Annotated in this window: 18 protein-coding genes; 4 read left to right on the forward strand and 14 right to left on the reverse strand. The window is 70.2% G+C overall.

The window, feature by feature from the left end; translation table 11 throughout:
- Positions 1 to 556: 556 nt before the first annotated feature.
- A complete protein-coding gene (tyrS, locus tag ALI22I_RS15185) occupies positions 557 to 1,831 on the reverse strand; it encodes a tyrosine--tRNA ligase (protein ID WP_077006145.1) in 1,275 nt (424 codons plus the stop codon).
- 94 nt (positions 1,832 to 1,925) lie between these two features.
- Between tyrS and ALI22I_RS15190 the strand changes: the two genes are divergently transcribed.
- Positions 1,926 to 2,414: a hypothetical protein gene (locus tag ALI22I_RS15190; RefSeq protein WP_143532218.1), complete on the forward strand. Its 489-nt coding sequence runs from the start codon at positions 1,926 to 1,928 to the stop codon at positions 2,412 to 2,414.
- A 102-nt stretch (positions 2,415 to 2,516) separates the two neighbouring features.
- Positions 2,517 to 3,038 carry an EF-hand domain-containing protein gene (locus tag ALI22I_RS15195; protein WP_179118241.1) on the forward strand — a complete coding sequence of 174 codons (522 nt, stop codon included), beginning with the start codon at positions 2,517 to 2,519 and terminating at the stop codon, positions 3,036 to 3,038.
- Positions 3,039 to 3,223: 185 nt separating this feature from the next.
- On the opposite strand, the gene ALI22I_RS15200 is transcribed toward ALI22I_RS15195, so the two are convergent.
- From ALI22I_RS15200 to argC, 9 genes are read right to left on the reverse strand one after another with little or no spacing between them, the layout of a single operon-like run.
- Entirely contained in the window at positions 3,224 to 3,853 is a 630-nt protein-coding gene (locus ALI22I_RS15200) for a DNA-3-methyladenine glycosylase (protein ID WP_077006146.1), read from the reverse strand.
- Complete coding sequence (gene argH / locus ALI22I_RS15205; RefSeq protein ID WP_143532219.1) at positions 3,837 to 5,228, reverse strand: argininosuccinate lyase; 1,392 nt, start codon at positions 5,226 to 5,228, stop codon at positions 3,837 to 3,839. The genes ALI22I_RS15200 and argH overlap by 17 nt, the downstream gene beginning before the upstream one ends.
- Positions 5,225 to 6,421 carry an argininosuccinate synthase gene (locus ALI22I_RS15210; RefSeq protein WP_077006148.1) on the reverse strand — a complete coding sequence of 399 codons (1,197 nt, stop codon included), beginning with the start codon at positions 6,419 to 6,421 and terminating at the stop codon, positions 5,225 to 5,227. Before ALI22I_RS15210 ends, argH begins: the two co-directional genes overlap by 4 nt.
- Positions 6,414 to 6,920, reverse strand: coding sequence for an arginine repressor (locus ALI22I_RS15215; protein ID WP_077006149.1), 507 nt, complete (start codon positions 6,918 to 6,920; stop codon positions 6,414 to 6,416). Before ALI22I_RS15215 ends, ALI22I_RS15210 begins: the two co-directional genes overlap by 8 nt.
- Positions 6,917 to 7,867 (reverse strand): ornithine carbamoyltransferase, encoded by a 951-nt coding sequence (gene argF, locus ALI22I_RS15220; RefSeq protein ID WP_077006150.1) that lies wholly within the window; start codon positions 7,865 to 7,867, stop codon positions 6,917 to 6,919. Before argF ends, ALI22I_RS15215 begins: the two co-directional genes overlap by 4 nt.
- On the reverse strand, positions 7,867 to 9,054 hold the full coding sequence (locus tag ALI22I_RS15225) for an acetylornithine transaminase (RefSeq protein ID WP_077006151.1): 1,188 nt from the start codon (positions 9,052 to 9,054) through the stop codon (positions 7,867 to 7,869). Before ALI22I_RS15225 ends, argF begins: the two co-directional genes overlap by 1 nt.
- On the reverse strand, positions 9,051 to 9,926 hold the full coding sequence (gene argB, locus ALI22I_RS15230; protein ID WP_077006152.1) for an acetylglutamate kinase: 876 nt from the start codon (positions 9,924 to 9,926) through the stop codon (positions 9,051 to 9,053). The genes ALI22I_RS15225 and argB overlap by 4 nt, the downstream gene beginning before the upstream one ends.
- Positions 9,923 to 11,134 carry a bifunctional glutamate N-acetyltransferase/amino-acid acetyltransferase ArgJ gene (argJ, locus tag ALI22I_RS15235; protein ID WP_443216944.1) on the reverse strand — a complete coding sequence of 404 codons (1,212 nt, stop codon included), beginning with the start codon at positions 11,132 to 11,134 and terminating at the stop codon, positions 9,923 to 9,925. Before argJ ends, argB begins: the two co-directional genes overlap by 4 nt.
- 26 nt (positions 11,135 to 11,160) lie before the next feature.
- On the reverse strand, positions 11,161 to 12,177 hold the full coding sequence (argC, locus tag ALI22I_RS15240; RefSeq protein ID WP_077006153.1) for an N-acetyl-gamma-glutamyl-phosphate reductase: 1,017 nt from the start codon (positions 12,175 to 12,177) through the stop codon (positions 11,161 to 11,163).
- Positions 12,178 to 12,294: 117 nt separating this feature from the next.
- Between argC and ALI22I_RS15245 the strand changes: the two genes are divergently transcribed.
- Both ALI22I_RS15245 and ALI22I_RS15250 read left to right on the forward strand, forming a co-directional pair.
- Positions 12,295 to 12,702 (forward strand): hypothetical protein, encoded by a 408-nt coding sequence (locus ALI22I_RS15245; protein ID WP_077006154.1) that lies wholly within the window; start codon positions 12,295 to 12,297, stop codon positions 12,700 to 12,702.
- Between the two features lie 101 nt (positions 12,703 to 12,803).
- A complete protein-coding gene (locus ALI22I_RS15250; RefSeq protein WP_238598375.1) occupies positions 12,804 to 13,436 on the forward strand; it encodes an HAD family hydrolase in 633 nt (210 codons plus the stop codon).
- An 18-nt stretch (positions 13,437 to 13,454) separates the two neighbouring features.
- Here the strand turns inward: ALI22I_RS15250 and sthA are convergent, their stop codons facing one another.
- From sthA to pheT, 4 genes are all read right to left on the reverse strand, one after another.
- Entirely contained in the window at positions 13,455 to 14,867 is a 1,413-nt protein-coding gene (sthA, locus tag ALI22I_RS15255; RefSeq protein ID WP_077006310.1) for a Si-specific NAD(P)(+) transhydrogenase, read from the reverse strand.
- A 107-nt stretch (positions 14,868 to 14,974) separates the two neighbouring features.
- Positions 14,975 to 15,151 (reverse strand): hypothetical protein, encoded by a 177-nt coding sequence (locus ALI22I_RS50840; protein WP_179118242.1) that lies wholly within the window; start codon positions 15,149 to 15,151, stop codon positions 14,975 to 14,977.
- Positions 15,152 to 15,438: 287 nt separating this feature from the next.
- Entirely contained in the window at positions 15,439 to 15,936 is a 498-nt protein-coding gene (locus ALI22I_RS15265; RefSeq protein WP_077006156.1) for a hypothetical protein, read from the reverse strand.
- 306 nt (positions 15,937 to 16,242) lie between these two features.
- Positions 16,243 to 18,720: a phenylalanine--tRNA ligase subunit beta gene (gene pheT / locus ALI22I_RS15270; RefSeq protein ID WP_077006157.1), complete on the reverse strand. Its 2,478-nt coding sequence runs from the start codon at positions 18,718 to 18,720 to the stop codon at positions 16,243 to 16,245.
- Positions 18,721 to 18,723 lie beyond the last annotated feature (3 nt).

Here is an 18,723-nt window from a genome sequence, read left to right on the forward strand (position 1 = left end):
GAACAACACTGACAATAATGTCAGTTGTCCAGTAACAATCTCAAAGGAAAACCTCTTGACGAGGTTCATACAATTTACTGGCTATTCGGCACGCTGTTGAGTTCTCAAAGAACACGCGCTCATCATCACCCACCGCTGACGCGGCCAGATCCGAGGCTTGTGTTTCATAAAGCTTGTGTTTGAAACTAGACGCCCTGGTCGCTACGGCTCAAACGAGCCTCGACTGGGTCTTCCGTTCCGAGGTCACCCACTCTACCACGCTAGGTGTGAGCTTGGTTCGTGACCTACCAGCACTCCGTTCCGGCTTCCCGGCCCGTTCCGCGCTGACATGGAGAAAGTTACACGCACCCGAACCGGAGGTCAAATCGGGGGCACAGCACCACACCACAGGCTGAAACCGCAGGTCAGCAGCCCGTGCCGCAGTCGTCTCCACGCTATCCGACCCGATCCGACTACAACAGTGTGACCGCGATCACACTCAGAGATCACGAAGGCCGTCGGTCCTCGCGGGACCGACGGCCTTCAACCCAGCTCTGCCGGAGGGTGTTCGCGCAGGTCAGACCTGTACCCGCACCCCTGCGGTGTTGCGCTTGCCGCGTCGGACGACCAGCCAAGACCCGTGCAGCAGGTCCTCCTTGGCGGGCACCCACTCCTCGTCGGTGACCTTCGCGTTGTTCACGTACGCACCGCCCTCCTTCACCGTGCGCCGCGCCGCGCCCTTGCTGTCCGCCAGCCCGGAGCTGACCAGGAGCTCCACGATCGTGGGCGCGTCGGCCAGCCGAACCTCGCCGGTCGGCGCCTCCGCCATCGCGGCCTCCAACGTCGACAGGTCCAGCTCGCGCAGTTCGCCCCGGCCGAACAGGGCCTGGCTCGCCGCGATGACCTGCCGGGTCTCGTGCTCGCCGTGCACCAGGTCGGTGAACTCCTGGGCCAGCTTCTTCTGCGCGGCCCGCAGGTGCGGCGCCTCGGCGGTCTGCCGCTCCAGCTCGGCGATCTCCTCCTGGGACAGGAAGGTGAACAGCCTCAGGTAGCGCAGCACGTCGGCGTCGCCCACGTTCACGAAGTACTGGTACCAGGCGTACGGCGAGGTCATCTGCGGGTCGAGCCACACGTTGCCGCCGCCGGTGGACTTGCCGAACTTGCGGCCGTCGGCGTCGGTGACCAGCGGTGCGGTCAGCGCGTGCACGGACCTGCCGTCGACCTTCCGGACCAGGTCGACGCCGCCGATGATGTTGCCCCACTGGTCGGAGCCGCCCACCTGGAGCCTGGTCCCGTACTTCCGGTTGAGCTGGAGGTAGTCGTGCGATTGCAGGAGCAGGTAGCTGAACTCGGTGTACGACATGCCCTCGCCGTCGAGGCGGCGCTTGACCGTCTCGCGGGACAGCATGACGTTGATCGAGAAGTGCTTGCCGACGTCCCGCAGGAACTCCAGCACCGAGACGTTGCCGGTCCAGTCGAGGTTGTTGGCCACGACCGCGCCGGTGGGGCTGTCGTCGAACTCGACGAACCGCTCCAGCTGGCCGCGGATGCGCCCGGCCCAGTCGGCGACGGTGTCCAGTGAGTTGAGCGCGCGCTCCGCGCTGTCACGGGGGTCGCCGATCATGCCGGTCGCGCCGCCCGCGAGGACGATCGGCCGGTGCCCGGCACGCTGGAAGCGGCGCAGCATGAGCAGCGGGACGAGGTTGCCGGCGTGCAGGCTGGGCGCGGTGGGGTCGAACCCGCAATAGAGGGTGAGCGGGCCGGCGTCGAGATCCTTCCGCAGGGCGTCGAGATCGGTGGACTGCGCGATCAGGCCGCGCCAGGACAGCTCATCGAGGATGTGCTCGCTCACGGGAGGCCATTCTCCTCCACTTGGTCAAAGCAGTTTGAGTCGGTGTCGGTGCCGGGTAGCCGCCCAGAGGGCTCTAACGAGGAGGACCGCAGCGATGACCTACCCGGATCGCGATCGACGTCCCGCTGACCCGCGTCACGTTCACCGCCGTCCCGCCGAGGTCGTGCCCCCGTCCGAGACGCCTTACCGGCAGGAGCTTTACCGGCAGGAGGAGCCGTACCAGCAGGAGGAGGTCGTCGAGCGCGGTGACGGCAGGGTGCGTGCGGTGCGCGTCGCGTGCGCGGTGATCGACGTGGTGTGCTGGTCGTTCGCCGTCATCCTGGCGATCCACATCTTCCTGGTGATCGGTGGCGCCAACCCGGCGAACGGGTTCGCGCAGTTCATCGAGTCGTGGTCGGCGGGTGTGTCGTTGGGCCTGCGCGACCTGTTCACGCCGCCGAACGCGGGCCTGCGGGCGTTGTTCAACGACGGTCTGGCGGCGTTGCTGTGGCTGGTGATCGGGGCGGTGCTGACGAACATCATCAGCCGCGTCGCGTTGCCCACCGGTGAGCGGCGGGTCTGGTACCGGCGGACCGTGCGGTAAGCGGGCACTACCGACCGTCACCACGGCGTTCACTCTGGCGCACTCCGGTATGCCCCGGCTGGTCAATTGTCCTCGCCGCGTTCCCCGGCCAAGTTTGCTTTCGTGGCCAGCGACTTGCAGCGGAAGAAGACCTCCATCGTGTTCAACGCGATGGACGTGAACGGCGACGGGTTCCTCGAGCGGGCCGATTTCGAGGCGCTGACGGACCGGTGGGTGCACATCCGGGGCGCGGACGAGCAGGAACGGCTGCGGGAGATCATGATGGGCTGGTGGGACGCGCTGCGTGCGGCGTCCGACCAGAACCGCGACGACAAGGCCACGCTGGACGAGGTGCTGAGCGTGGTGAGCAACCTCGGCACCATGCTCGACCTCGTGGTGGCCACGGCCGAGTCGATGTTCGAGGCGGTGGACGAGGACGGCGACGGCGAGGTGTCCGCGCCCGAGTACGCCCGCATGATCCACGCCTGGACCGGCGACGACGCCCCGACCGACGCCGTCTTCGCCCGCCTGGACCTGGACGGTGACGGCTCGATCTCGAAGTCGGAGTTCGTCCAGCACTGGGTCGAGTTCTGGGCCGGCGACGACGCCGACGCCCCCGGCACCCACGTCTTCGGCGAACTCTGACCCCACCGCGTGTCCAACCTCCAGAACGCGCGTGTCCTACGTCTGGAACGCGCGTGTCCAACGCTCAGAACACCCGAGTTGAACGCTCAGAACGCCACGAGTCGCCGGTTCGTCGAACCTGAGCGTAGAACTCACCCGTTCCGAGCGTTGGACACGCGCGTTCTGGGTGTTGGACACGCGGGGGGTTAGAAGGTTAGGCGGGTGCGGCGGGTGCCTCGGCGGTAGGTGCTGACGGCGGGTGAGTCGAGCCAGAAGCGCCAGAGGACGTCCACTGCTACGGCTACGCCTACGCGGGGGCCGGTGCGGATGTCGGTGGGGTCGACTGGGTCGGCGGCCAGTAGGCGGACGGAGGCGTCGGAAGAGGTGAGGTTGACGCCGTTGTGGGCTCGGTCCAGGCCTAGGACGCCGGTGAGGCGGGCGGGGCCCTTGGCCAGTTCGGCGTGGCTGCGGGCGGATGGGCGGCGGGCCTGGGCCAAAGGTGTGCCGGTCACGACCTCGCCCGCACGCAGCAGCACGGCACCGGGCACGCCGTCGGTCGACGACACCACGTTCGCACAGAAGTGCATACCGTAGACGAAGTACACGTACAGCCGACCCGCCGGCCCGAACATCACGTCGTTGCGCGGCGTACGTCCCCGGTAGCAGTGGGACGCCGGGTCGTCACCGCCCCGGTACGCCTCGACCTCCACGATCCGCACACCCACCACGCCTTCGGGGGTGGTCGACTCGATGACGCTGCCGAGCAGGAGCCGCGCGGCGTCGACGGGGTCGATCGCGAGCTCCTGCTCGGTGAGCTGTCTAGGTGTGTCGGGCAATGGACACCTTGTCGCGCAACCTCTTCAACTGCTCGGCGACCCGGTCGGGCGCGGTGCCGCCGTGGGCGTCACGTGAGGCGATGGAACCTTCCACGGTCAACACGCTACGCACGTCCGGCGTCAACGCGGGCGAGATGGTGGCGAACTCCTCATCGGTCAGCTCCTCCAGACCGACGCCACGCGCCTCGGCCGCCCGCACGCACGACCCCGCCGCCTCGTGCGCCACCCGGAACGGCACGCCCTGCCGCACGAGCCACTCGGCGATGTCGGTCGCCAACGTGTACCCGGCCGGCGCGAGCAGGGCCATCCGCGCGGTGTCGAACCGCATGGTGCCGATCATCCCGGCCAACGCGGGCAGCAGCAGCTCCAGCTGCTCGACCGAGTCGAACAGCGGCTCCTTGTCCTCCTGGAGGTCCCGGTTGTACGCCAGGGGCTGTGCCTTCAACGTCGCCAGCAGCCCGGTCAGGTTGCCGATCAGCCGACCGGACTTGCCCCGCGTCAGCTCCGCCACGTCCGGGTTCTTCTTCTGCGGCATGATCGAACTGCCGGTGGCCCACGCGTCGTCCAGCACGGCGAACCGGAACTCGGCCGTCGTCCAGATGATCACCTCCTCGGCGATCCTGGACAGGTCCACCCCGATCATGGCCAGCACGAACGCGATCTCGGCGGCGAAGTCGCGCGACGCGGTGCCGTCGATCGAGTTCTCCACCGGCCCGTCGAAGCCCAGTTCGGCGGCCACCGCCGCCGGGTCCAGCCCCAGCGACGACCCCGCCAACGCGCCCGACCCGTACGGCGACAGGGCGGCCCGCTTGTCCCAGTCGTGCAGCCGGTCGACGTCCCGCAGCAACGCCTGCCCGTGCGCGAGCAGGTGGTGCGCCAGCAGCACGGGCTGCGCGGACTGCAGGTGCGTGCGGCCGGGCATGACGGCGGTGGCGTGCGCCGTCGCCTGGTCGGCCAACGCCTCGACCACGTCCAGCACGCCCGCGGACACCCGGTGGGCCGCGTCACGCAGCCACATCCGGAACAGCGTGGCCACCTGGTCGTTTCGGGACCGGCCGGCGCGCAGCTTGCCGCCCAACTCGGCCCCGGCACGCTCGATCAGGCCGCGCTCAAGCGCGGTGTGCACGTCCTCGTCGGCCAACGTCGGCGTGAACGCTCCAGAGGCCACGTCGGCCTCCAGGGCGTCCAACGCCACCAGCATCCGGTCCAGTTCGTCGGCTGTCAGCAGGCCCGCGCGGTGCAGCACGCGGGCGTGCGCGCGGGAACCCCTGATGTCGTACGGCGCGAGCCGCCAGTCGAAGTGCGTCGACGCGGACAACAAAGCCATCGCGTCCGCCGGACCACTGGCGAACCGGCCACCCCACAGTGAACTCACTTGCCCAAATCCCTCTTCGCGGCGATCTTGCTCGGCAGGCCCCACAACTGGACGAAGCCCTTGGCCAACGACTGGTCGAACGTGTCGCCCTCGTCGTAGGTGGCCAGGTTGAAGTCGTACAGCGATTCTTCGCTGCGCCGGCCGGTGACGACCGCGCGGCCACCGTGCAGCACCACCCGGATCTCGCCGGTGACGTGCTGCTGGGTGTTCTGGATGAAGCTGTCCAGGGCGTACTTGAGCGGCGAGAACCACAGGCCGTCGTACACCAGCTCGCCCCAGCGCTGTTCGACCTGCCGCTTGAAGCGGGCCAGGTCGCGCTCCAGGGTGACGTTCTCCAGCTCCTGGTGCGCGGTGATCAACGCGATGGCGCCCGGCGCCTCGTAGACCTCGCGCGACTTGATGCCGACCAGCCGGTCCTCGACGATGTCCAGCCGGCCGACGCCCTGCGCGCCCGCCCGCCGGTTGAGCTCCTGGACGGCCTGGAGCACGGTCACCGTCTCGCCGTCGATGGCGACCGGCACGCCCTTGTCGAAGGTGATGACCAGCTCGTCGGCGTCACGCGGCTCGGCCGGGTCCTGCGTGTAGGAGTAGACGTCCTCGACGGGCGCGTTCCAGATGTCCTCCAGGAACCCGGTCTCCACCGCGCGGCCCCACACGTTCTGGTCCACCGAGTAGGGCGACTTCTTCGACACGTCGATCGGCAGGTTCCGGTCCTCGGCCCACGCGATGGCCTTCTCGCGGGTCCACGCGTAGTCGCGGACCGGCGCGATCACCCTCAGGTCGGGCGCGAGCGCGCCGATGCCGACCTCGAAGCGGACCTGGTCGTTGCCCTTGCCGGTGCAGCCGTGGGCCACGGTCGTCGCGCCGTGGTACTTGGCGGCCTCGGCCAGGTGCTTGACGATCACCGGCCGGGACAGCGCCGACACCAGCGGGTAGCGGTCCATGTAGAGGGCGTTGGCCTGGAGCGCGGGCAGGCAGTACTGCTCGGCGAACTCGTCGCGGGCGTCGGCCACGACGGCTTCCACCGCGCCGCAGTCCAGCGCGCGCTTGCGGATCGTCTCCAGGTCCTCGCCGCCCTGGCCGAGGTCGACCGCGACGGCGACGACCTCGGCGCCGGTCTCCTCGGCGATCCAGCCGATGGCGACGGAGGTGTCCAGTCCGCCGGAGTACGCGAGTACGACCCGCTCACTCATGACTTTCTCCCTGTTGTCCTTGGTCCTGCCCCGCGGCGAGCGCGCTCACGCGTGCTGCCAGGTCCGCTCCGGTGAGCGGTTCCCTCGCCACGGCGAGGATGGTGTCGTCACCCGCGATGGTGCCGACGATGTCGTGCAGCGCGGCCCGGTCCAACGCGCTGGCCAGGAACTGGGCCGCGCCGGGCGGGGTGCGCAGGATGGCGAGGTTGCCGGAGTGGTCCACCGACACCAGCAGTTCGTTGAGCACCCTGGTCAGCCGGGACGTGCCGCCCTGCACGCCGCGCACCGGGCTGCCGTCCTCGGGGATGACGTAGACCGGCGCGCCGCCGTCGGGTCCGCGCAGCTTGACCGCGCCCAGCTCGTCCAGGTCGCGCGACAGCGTGGCCTGGGTGACCTCGATGCCTTCCACCGCCAGCGTCTTCGCCAGCTCGGACTGGCTGCGGATGGCGCGTTGGGCGACCAGTTCGACGATGCGGGCCTGCCGCGCGGTCCGGGTCATCGTCGCTGCTCCGGCGATTGCTCCGGCGATTGCTCCAGCAGCCAGACCAGCAGCGCCTTCTGGGCGTGCAGGCGGTTCTCCGCCTCGTCCCACACCGCGCTGTGCGGGCCGTCCAGCACCTCGTCGGTGATCTCCTGGCCGCGGTGCGCGGGCAGGCAGTGCAGCACGGTCGTCTTCACACCCGTCGCGGCGACGAGTTCGGCGTTGAGCTGGTACGGCCGGAACGGGCGCATCCGGTCACGGCCGTCGTTCTCCTGGCCCATCGACGTCCACGTGTCGGTGACCAGCACGTCCGCGCCGTCCACGGCCTCGCGCGGGTCGACGATGACCTGGATCGAGCCGCCGGTCTCCTCGGCGCGCTTGCGGGCGTCGTCCATCACCCACGGCAGCGGCTGGAACAGCTCCGGCGCGGCGATCCGCACGTGCATGCCCGCCGTGACGCCGCCGAGCAGCATCGAGTGCGACATGTTGTTCGCGCCGTCGCCCAGGTAGGTGACGGTGAGGCCGGCCAGCCCGCCGTGCACGCGCCGGATGGTCTGCAGGTCGGCGAGCACCTGGCACGGGTGGAACTCGTCGGTCAGCGCGTTGATCACCGGGACGCGCGAGACCGACGCCATCGCGTCGATGCGCTTCTGCGCGAACGTCCGCCACACCACCGCGTCCACGTACCCGGAGAGGATGCGGGAGGTGTCCTCTATGGTCTCCTCGCGGCCGAGCTGCATGGACCGGCCGTCGATGATCACCGGGTTGCCGCCGAGCTGGGCGATGCCCACCTCGAACGACAGCCGGGTGCGGGTGGAGTTCTTCTCGAAGATCACCGCGACGGACTTCGGCCCGGCCAGCGGCTTGTGGCTCAACCGGTCGTCCTTGTAGCTGTCGGCGAGGTCGAGGACCTGCGCCTGCTCCTCGGGCGTCAGGTCGTCGTCACGCAGGAAGTGTCGCACCATCACGTCTCCTGACCAGTCTTCAGGTCCGCCGCGAGGAACGACGGCAGGTCGGCCACCAGTCGGTGGGCGTCGGCCTCCGCCAGCACCAGCGGCGGTGCCAGCCGGATGACGTCGGGCTGGATCGGGTTGATCAGATAACCGGCCTGCTGCGCGGCCGCCGCGGCCTTCGCCGAGACCGCCTCGCGCAGCGTGATCCCGAGCAGCAGGCCGGCGCCCCGCACACCGGAGATGAGCGGGTGGTCCAGCGCCTCGACACCGGTCGCGATCTCCTTGCCGACCGCGGCGGTGTGCTCCAGCAGGCCGTCGGCGGCGATCGTGTCGAGCACCGCGAGCGCGGCGGCGCAGCAGACCGGGTTGCCGCCGAACGTGGTGCCGTGCTGGCCGGGTTCGAACAGGTCCTTGGCCGGGCCGACCGCGATGCACGCGCCCAGCGGCAGGCCGCCGCCCAGGCCCTTGGCCAGGGTGATCACGTCCGGCACGATCCCGACCTGGTGGAACGCGAACCAGGTGCCGAGCCGGCCGATGCCGGTCTGCACCTCGTCCAGGATCAGCAGCGCGCCGTGCTCGGTGGTGATCCGGCGGGCGGCCTGGAGGTAGCCCTCGGGCGGCACGACCACGCCGTTCTCGCCCTGGATGGGCTCCACGATGAACGCGGCGGTCTCGTCGTCGATCGCGGCTTCGAGCGCGGCCACGTCGCCGTACGGGACGTGCACGACACCGGGCACCAGCGGCTCGAACGGGTCGCGCTTCTTGGGCTGGCCGGTGAGCGCGAGCGCGCCCATGGTGCGGCCGTGGAAACCGCCGTCGGTGGACACGACCTTGGTGCGGCCGGTGCGGCGGCTCAGCTTGAACGCGGACTCGTTGGCCTCCGCGCCGGAGTTGCAGAACAGCACCCGGCCGTCACCGTCCACACCGGACAGGTCCAGCAGCCGTTCGGCGAGCTTGAGCGCGGGCTCGTTGATGTAGAGGTTCGAGGTGTGGCTGATCTTGCCGATCTGCTCGGTCACCGCGGCCACGATCGCCGGGTGGGCGTGGCCTAGCGCGTTCACCGCGATACCGGTGAGCAGGTCGAGGTACCGGTTGCCGTCGACGTCCCAGACGTACGCGCCCTCGCCGCGGGTGAGGGTCAGGCCGGGCGTGCCGTAGTTGTTCATCATCACGGCTTGCCACCGCTGCTGGTCTCTCATGCCTCGTCCCCCAACACCATTGTTCCGACACCTTCCGAGGTGAAGACCTCCAGCAAGACCGAGTGCGCGAGCCGGCCGTCGATCACGTGCGCCTCGGGGACGCCGCCGCGCACCGCGCGCAGGCAGGCCTCCATCTTCGGCACCATGCCGCTGTCCAGGTCCGGCAGCATCTTCTCCAGCTGCTCGGCGCGCACCTGGTGCAGCAGCGAGCTCTTGTCCGGCCAGTCCGAGTACAGACCCTCGACGTCGGTGAGCACGACCAGCTTCTCGGCCTTCAGCGCCACCGCCACCGCGCCTGCCGCCGTGTCGGCGTTGACGTTGTGCACCACACCGTCGATGTCCGGGGCGACGCTGGACACGACCGGGATGCGGCCCGCACGCACGATGTCCAGCACCGCGTCCGGGTTGACCTCCGCGATGTCGCCGACCAGGCCGATGTCCACCGGCTCACCGTCCACGATGGCCGGCCGGCGGGCGGCGGTCAGCAGGTGGGCGTCCTCACCGGACAGGCCCACCGCGAACGGCCCGTGCTCGTTGATCAGGCCGACGAGCTCCCGCTGGACCTGGCCGACCAGCACCATGCGGACGACGTCCATCGCCTCCGGCGTGGTGACGCGCAGGCCGCCGCGGAACTCGGTCTCGATGCCGAGCCGCTTGAGCATCGCCGCGATCTGCGGTCCGCCGCCGTGCACCACGACCGGGTGCAGGCCCGCGAGCTTGAGGAACACCATGTCCTGCGCGAACGCGCGCTTCAGCTCGTCGTCCACCATGGCGTTGCCGCCGTACTTGACGACCACGATCGCGCCCCGGAAGCGCTGCAACCAGGGCAGCGCCTCGATCAGGATGCCCGCTTTGGCCTGCGGTGTCGTCATGAGCTGTACGCGCTGTTCTCTTCGACGTAGGCGTGCGACAGGTCGGTGGTGAGCACGGTCGCGGTGCCGTCGCCCAGGTTCAGGTCGATCACGATCTCGACGTCGCGGCCGGACAGGTCGGCCTCGCTGCGGTCGGCGGCCTTGTGGCCGTCCTCGAACAGGGTGACGCCGTTCATGGTGATGCCGAGCTTGTGCTGGTCCACGGTGGCCTGCGAACGGCCGACGGCCATCGCGATCCGGCCCCAGTTCGGGTCCGAGCCGAACAGCGCGGTCTTGACCAGGTTGTCCTCGGCGACGGTCTTGGCGACCACGACCGCCTCGGCCTCGGTGAGCGCGCCGTTGACCGTGATGGCGACCTCCTTGGTCACGCCCTCCGCGTCCCCCTGGAGCTGCTTGACCAGGTCGTGCGCCACGGCGGTGAGGACGCCGGCGAACTCCTCGGCGGTCGGCGTGACGCCCGAGGCGCCGGAGGCCAGGACCAGGACGGTGTCGTTGGTGGACGTGCCGCCGTCCACGTCGAGCCGGTCGTAGGTCTTGGCGGTGACCGCCCGCAGGGCCGCGTCCAGGGCGTCGCCGTCGATCACCGCGTCGGTGGTGATCACGCTGAGCATGGTGGCCATGTTCGGCGAGAGCATGCCCGCGCCCTTGACGAACCCGCCCACGGACCACCCGTCCGGGTGGCTCGCCCAGGACTGCTTGGGGTGCGTGTCGGTGGTCATCACGGCGGTGGCGGCGTTCAGCCCGGCCTGGTCGGTGGAAGCGAGTTCCTGCGCCGCCTTCTCCACGCCCATCCGGAGGTTGTCCATCGGCAGCCGCTCGCCGATCAGACCGGTGGAGCACACCGCGATCTCGATGGCGCCCACCTGGAGCACCTCGGCGACCTTCTCGGCGGTGGCGTGCGTGTCCTGGAAGCCCTCGGGGCCGGTGCACGCGTTCGCGCCGCCGGAGTTGAGCACGACCGCGGCGAGCTTGCGCTCCTTCAGCACCTGCTGCGACCACAACACGGGCGCGGCCTTCACCTGGTTGGTGGTGAAGACGCCCGCGGCGGCCTGGCCGGGGCCCTCGTTGACGACCAGCGCCAGGTCCAGCGCACCGGACTCCTTGATGCCGGCCGCGACACCGGCGGCCTTGAAGCCCTTCGGTCCGGTGACGCCTTTATCGCGCTCGGGTGCGGGTGCCCCGCTGTGCGCAGTCGGTGCCACTCCCACGGTGGACAGGCCGGTGGTGTTGCGGTTCACGGTGCCACTCCCACGGTGGACAGGCCGGTGGTCTCCGGCAGGCCGAGTGCCAGGTTCATGCACTGCACCGCGGCGCCCGCGGTGCCCTTCGCCAGGTTGTCGATCGCGGCGACGACCACGAGCCGGTCGAGGTCGCGGTCCACGGTGACCTGGAGCTGCACGGCGTTCGAGCCGAGCACCGCGCCCGTGGTCGGCCAGTGGCCTTCCGGCAGCAGGTGCACGAACGGCTCGTCGGCGTACGCCTTCTCGTAGACGGCGCGGATGTCCTCGTCGCCGTTCTTGAGCGTCGCCGAGCAGGTGGCGAGGATGCCGCGCGGCAACGGCGCCAGGATCGGGGTGAACGAGACCTTGATGTTCTCCCCCGCCACCTTGGAGAGGTTCTGCGTGATCTCGGGTGTGTGCCGGTGCGCGCCGCCGACGCCGTAGGCGCTGAGCGAACCCATGACCTCGGAGCCGAGCAGGTTGGGCTTGAGCGACTTGCCCGCGCCGGACGTGCCGGAGACGGCCACCACGGTCACCTCGGGCTCGACCAGCCCCATCGCGGGGGCCAGGGCCAGCGAGGACACGGTCGGGTAGCAGCCGGGCACGGCGACGCGGCGGGTGTCGCGCAGCTCGTCGCGCTGACCGGGCAGCTCGGGCAGGCCGTACGGCCAGCTGCCCGCGTGCGTGCCGCCGTACCAGCGGTCCCAGGCGGCGGCGTCGGTGAGCCGGTGGTCCGCGCCGCAGTCGATGACCAGGGTGTCGTCGCCGAGCTGCGCGGCGATCTCGGCCGAGTGTCCGTGGGGCAGGGCGAGGAAGACGACGTCGTGGCCCTTGAGGGTGTCCGCGGTCGTCTCTTCCAGCACCCGGTCGGCCAGTGGCAGCAGGTGTGGCTGGTGGGCGAGCAGGGTCGAGCCCGCGCTGCCGCCGGCGGTCAACGCGCCGATCTCCACGTCCGGGTGCCCGAGCAGGAGCCGGAGCACCTCGCCCCCGGCGTACCCGCTGGCCCCGGCGACCGCGATCCGTACCGTCATACGGATAAGTATGCACGCTGATGCAAAGTCACTCAACTTGTTCGAGGTTGCCGCGAACGCCCGCGCCGGCCCGTTCCGCCGTGCTATCACCTGTGGCCAGGGGAAACGGGGGGCTCGATGGACGACAATACGCACGGCCACTCATCCGGGCACGACGGCGATTTCAACAACGACGGCATCCCGGACAACGGCTTCCCCAGCGCCAACGCCTGGGACGACGGTCCCGACCACGACCACGACCACGACCACCATCACCACTTCCACCACGGCTTCAGCCGTGGCCGACGCCGGCGCGGCTACCTGGACCTGTCGACCGCGCCGACCTGGGTCAAGGTGTTCACGTGGGTCGGGGCGCTCACCGCGATAGCGGGATTCGCGATCGTCGTGTTCGGCGTCATCGGCAGCGCGGGTGACACGTTCGACTCGGTGCAAGGCAACCGCGGCCTCGGTGTCGGGCTGTTCCTCGTCGGTTTCATCCTGTCGACCATCGCGGGCCTCGGCCACAGCATGTCCAAGCGTCGCTGAGCAGGCCCCCTCAAAACGGTAGCCACCTGCCGGAGTGGTTCGGCACTCTCACAAGAGTGAGCCGAGGAACTACTCACCGTGACAACGAGGAGTGTGGGCGGATGTCCGACCGGCTGCGGGCCGTGATCTTCGACTGGCGGGGGACGTTGGTGCTCACACCCACGTTCCGGGGCTGGGTGGGCGAGGCGTTGCGGCGGATCGGGCGGGACGTCGGCCAGGCCGCCGAGGTGGTGAGTGGGCTGGACCTGGCACGGATGGACGTGCCCGGCGTGGACGCGGACGCCGTCCTGCACCGGGAGACGTACTACGAGGTGTTCCGGGCGGCCGGGCTGGACCGGGAGCTGGCCGATTCGCTGTACGCGGTGGAGGCCGACCCGGCGTTCAACCCGTTCGCGGTGGACGTCGAGCCGACGTTGCACGCGCTGCACGACAGCGGCGTGCGGATCGGGGTGCTCAGCGACATCCACTTCGACATCCGGCCGGCGTTCGGCGACCTGCCCGTCGATTCGTTCGTGTTGTCCTTCGAACACGGTGTGGTGAAGCCCGATCCGGCGATCTTCCGCCTCGCGCTGCGCGAACTCGACACCACACCGGACGAGACGCTGATGGTCGGCGACCGCGCCACCCACGACGGGGCCGGCGTCGCGGTCGGCATGCCGACGTTGCTCGTGCCGCCGCTGCGGGACGTGCACGACGCGCGCCTGCACCTCGTCACGAAGCTCGTGGGCGCCTAGGCCGTTCCTGAGCCGTGCCTAGGCCCCGAAGCGCTCCAGGGCGCGGATCTTGTTCGTGGCGTCCAGCGCCGCCACCTTGTACGCCTCGGACAGGGTCGGGTAGTTGAACACGGTGTCGACCAGGTAGTCGATCGTGCCGCCGCACGCCATGACCGCCTGCCCGATGTGGACCAGATCGGTCGCACCCGTGCCGAACAGGTGCACGCCGAGCAGCTTGCGGTCCACAGTGGACACGAGCAGCTTGAGCATGCCGTAGGCGTCGCCGACGATCGAGCCGCGCGCCAGCTCCCGGTACCGCGCCAGACCCACCTCGTACGGCACGGCGGACGACGTCAGCTCGGCTTCCGTGGCGCCGCAGTAGGAGATCTCCGGGATGGTGTAGATCCCGATCGGCTGAAGCGCGGACAGCTCGCGCGCCTGTTCGCCGAACGCGTGGTAGGCGGCGAGCCGGCCCTGGTCCATCGACGTGGCGGCCAGCGCCGGGAAGCCGATCACGTCACCGACGGCGTAGATGTGCTCGACGGGCGTGCGGTAGCGCTCGTCCACCGCCAGCCGGCCGCGGTGGTCGGCCTCCAGGCCCGCGTTGTGCAGGTCCAGCGCCTCGGTGTTGCCCTGCCGCCCGGCCGAGTACATCACCGCGGCGGCCGGGATGCGCTTGCCGCTGGCCAGCGTGGTCACCGTGCCGGTCTCGGACACGTCGACGTTGACGACCTTCTCGCCGAACCGGAACGTCACCGCGAGGTCGCGCAGGTGGAACTTCAGCGATTCCACGATCTCCGGGTCGCAGAAGTCCAGCATCCGGTCGCGCTGCTCGACCACCGTCACGCGGCTGCCCAGCGCGGCGAACATCGACGCGTACTCGATGCCGATCACGCCCGCGCCCACCACGACCAGCGACGACGGGATCGACTCCAGCGCCAGCACCTCGTCGGAGTCGAGCACCCGCTCCTCGTCGAAGTCCACCTGGTCCGGTCGCGCGGGACGGGTGCCGGTGGCGATCACGATGTGCTCGCCGGTGATCTCGTGGTGGTCGCCGCGGTTGGCGCCCTGCACGGCGATCGTGTGCGGGTCGACGAAACTGGCGGTGCCGCTGAGCAGGTCCACCTGGTTGCGGTGCAGCTGCGCGCGCACCACCTGGACCTCGCGGCCGATCACGTGCTGCGTGCGGGCGAGCAGGTCGGAGATGGTGATGTCGTGCTTGACCCGGTAGCTCGCGCCGTAGACCTCGCGCTGAGCCATACCGGTCAGGTACATCACCGCCTCGCGCAGCGTCTTCGACGGGATGGTGCCGGTGTTCACGCACACCCCGCCCACCATGTCCGGCCGGTCCACGATGGCGACCCGCTTGCCCAGCTTGGCGCCGGCGATGGCGGCCTTCTGCCCACCGGGGCCCGACCCGATCACGACCAGGTCGTAGTCGTACTCGCTCATGCCGGAAGCGTTGCACACCGGAGCGCTCCGCGGTGTCGCGGTGAACGGACTCGTCACGGCGATTCGCCACGGACCCGGCCGCAGTAGCCGATCCGGTGACTCAGGGGTCAGGGGCGGTCGCTGGCGGAGTTCACGAAGATCACGATCGGGACGGACACGCCGAGCACGAGGCAGACCGCGGCGAACGCGTGCGCCACCCGTTCACGGGCGTCCTCTTCGCCGGTCGCCCACAGGATGAGCGCCCCGGCGATCATCAGGGCGACGACGGGACCGATGCACAGCACGCCCCGGCGGTAGCTGCACCACCAGGTACAACGCCCGGGTTGGTTGTGGTTGCACAGCGGCTCGCCCCGTGCGTCGTGGGGCAGTTGAACCGCGCTCACATCGACGCCCCGCAGAACTGACAGGTGTTGCGCCCCGGCACGGCTGATTTCACGTGCCGCCCGTCCGGGGAGAATGGGCACTCAGGGGCCTCGCCCGAGAGACCGCGTCCGGGCACTTCGTTCATGCGATCGAGTGTCGCACAGCTGTCCCGCCGGCTCGGGTTCCCGTTCGAGTGATCACGAACAGGTCAGGCGCGCGCCGCCCGGCCCGAGTAGGTCAGCGGGAAGACGAGGTCCTCGCAGGACTCCGGCACGTCGTGCGCGATCTGCACGACCATCTCCACCTCGACCGACCCGGCCGGCGGGATGGTGACCGGCTCCGGCATCGGCAGCACGGTCAGCACGCCGGACGGGCAGTCCGGCACCCGGTTCTGCGTCTCGTCCAACGGCTGCCCAGGCACGGCCTGGAGCGTCAACACCACGATGTCCACGCTGTTCGGGTTCGACAACCGCACCAGGCGCGAACCCTCGCTGCCCGGCGTCAACTCCACCGCCGCACCGGAGATGTCGTTGATCTCGAACGGCTTCAGGTCCGACACCCCGGCCTCACCGCCGCTGACCGCGTACGCCATCGCGGGCAGTTCGGGTTCGGGCCAGGTCAGGTGCATGGCAGCCACCACGGCGGCACCCACTCCGAGAATGGTCATGGCTACGGCGACTTCCATCCGCGGGCCCAAGCTGCGCATGAGGCAACCTCACTCGATTGCGACTCCAGGCGGTGGGTTCGCCTCTAGCTCCCCGTCGGACCGGCGACCAGACTCGCCCGGCGGTTCATCGCTTCGCCCCTCGGCCCAGCGGGCCGCGAAGCCAATCTTGGAGAACGTTCACCCTGCGCGCAAGGACCAAGCCGACCCGGATAAACGGGTCTTTGTACCTCTTGACACGTCACGCGGCGCATTCTGATCAGCACGTTCACACTATCTCGGCCACCGATGGATTCACTCGGGCGGCCCAGTCCTGGACCCGCACCAGTGCGGGTCCAGGACACTGCGTCAGGCTCTCAGCACGGCGCCGAAGCGTTCCGCCGCGGCGGCCACGGCCGCGTCACGCGCCGCCGTCGCCTCGTCCACGGTCAGCGTGCGGTCCGGCGCGCGGAACCGCAAGCTGTAGGCCAGCGACCGCTTGCCTTCGCCGACCTGGTCACCGGTGTAGACGTCGAACAGCCGGATGTCCTCCAGCAACGCCCCACCGCCGCCGCGCAGCACCCGCGCCACCTGCTCGGCGGGCACCTCCACCGGCACGACCACGGCCACGTCCAGCAGCACCGGCGGGTACGCCGACACGATCGGCGCGGGCCGGTTGTCGCTCAACGGCAACGCGTCCAGGTCCAACTCCATCGCCACGGTCCGCTTCGGCAGCCCCAGCGCTTCCACGACCTTCGGGTGAAGCTCACCCGCGTGGCCCACCGGCCAGTCACCGACGCGCAGTTCCGCGCACCGACCGGGGTGCCACGGCGCCAGGTCCGACGCGACCACGGTCAGCTCCACGCCGTACGCCTGGCCGACCAGCCGCGCGGCCTGCACCGCGTCCGCCCAGTCCGCCTGCCGGCCCTTGCCCCACCAGCCGGCGTGCTCGCGGTGGCCCGCCAGCACGGCCGCCACGTGCACCGGCTGCTGCGGCAACGCCGCCAGCAACGACGCCACCTGCGCGTCCGACGGCCGCTCGCCCACACCGACGTCCGGCACCGGCACCTGCTGCGTGCGCGGCAACGTCACCTGCGCGATCGTGTAGACCGCGAGGTCCTTCTGACCGCGCGCCAGGTTCCGCTGCACGGTCTCCAGCAGCCCCGGCACCAGCGTGGTGGCCAGCGCGTGCTTGTCCGACTCCAACGGGTTGAGCACGCTCACCGTGTTGCGCCGCACGTCGTCCGCGGGCAGCCCCAGCGCGTCGAACACCGACGGCGCCATGAACGGGAACGGCTTGACCTCGACGAAACCGTTCTCCGCCAACGCGCGCGACACCGTGCGGCGGCGGCGCTGCTGCTCGGTCAACCCGCGACCGGCGGGCGCGGGCGGCAGCGTGGACGGGATCGTGTCGTACCCCTCCAGCCGCAGCACCTCCTCCACCAGGTCCGCGGGCTGGGTCAGGTCCGCGCGCCACGTCGGCGGCACCGCGGTGACCATGGTCGCGCCGCCGTCACCGGTGGTGACCTCGACCTGGCAGCCGATCTGGCCCAGCCGGCGCGCGGTCACGCCACGCCCGTACAGGACACCGGCGACCCGGTCCGGCAGGTTGATCGGCATCGACACCGGCGCGGGCAGCGTGGGCGCGCCCACGTCCGTGCGGCCGGGCTTGATGCTGCCGTCGCCGAACATGTCCAGCAGCCGTGCCGCGCGCTCCAGGGCGACCGGCGCCAACGCCGGGTCCACCGTGCGCTCGAACCGCTTGGCCGCCTCGCTGGGCAGCTTGTGCCGGCGCACCGTGCGGGCGATGGACGCCGGGTCCCAGTTCGCCGCCTCCAGCAGGATGTCCGAGCTGGTCGCGCCGACCTCGGTGCTCGCGCCGCCCATCACACCGGCCAGCGAGATCACGCCGCTGTCGTCGGCGATCACGATGTCGTCCGGGTCCAGCGCGCGGACCTGCTCGTCCAGCGTGGTCAGCTTCTCGCCGACCGCCGCGCGCCGCACCACCAGGCCGCCCTTGACCGACGACGCGTCGAACGCGTGCAGCGGCTGGCCCAGCTCCAGCATCACGTAGTTGGTGACGTCCACCGGCAGCGAGATCGACCGGATACCGGCCAGCATCAGCCGCCGCCGCATCCACCACGGCGTGGGCGCGGTCGGGTCCACCCCGCTGACGCGGCGGGCCACGAACCGGGAGCACGCCGTGCGGTCCTCGATGTGGACCGGCAGCACCTCGCCCTCGCCCTCGGGCACCTCGGCCAGGCCGGGGTCGCGGTAGGGCACGTCGAACGCGCAGGCGATCTCCCGGGCCAGGCCGCGCACCGAGAACGCGTAGCCGCGGTCCGGGGTCGGCGCGACCTCGATCACCGTGTCGCCCAGGCCCAGCAGCTCGATCGCGTCGTCACCGGGCTGCGCGGTGCCGCTGGGCAGCACCATGATCCCCGCGTGGTCGTCGCCCAGGCCCAGTTCGCGGGCCGAGCAGATCATGCCGTTGCTGGTCTTGCCGTAGGTCTTGCGGGCGGAGATGGTGAAGTCGCCGGGCAGCACCGCGCCGGGCAGCGCCACCACGACCGTGTCGCCCTCCTGGAAGTTCGACGCGCCGCAGACGATGCCGTTGACCTGGTCCGGGCCGACCTCGACCTGGCAGTACCGGATCGGCTTCTTGAACTCGGTCAGCTCCTCGATCTCCACCACACGACCCGCGACCAGCGGGCCGGTGACCGAGTCGAGCTTGTGCACGTCCTCGACCTCGATGCCGATCCGGACGAACGCCTCGGCGAGCTGGTCGGGCGTGGGGGTCTCGGCGAACTCTAGGTTCTCGACCAGCCAGGTAACCGGAATGCGCACCGG

Origin of the sequence: Saccharothrix sp. ALI-22-I (genome assembly GCF_001984175.1) — a bacterium.
Classification (GTDB): Bacteria; Actinomycetota; Actinomycetes; order Mycobacteriales; family Pseudonocardiaceae; genus Actinosynnema.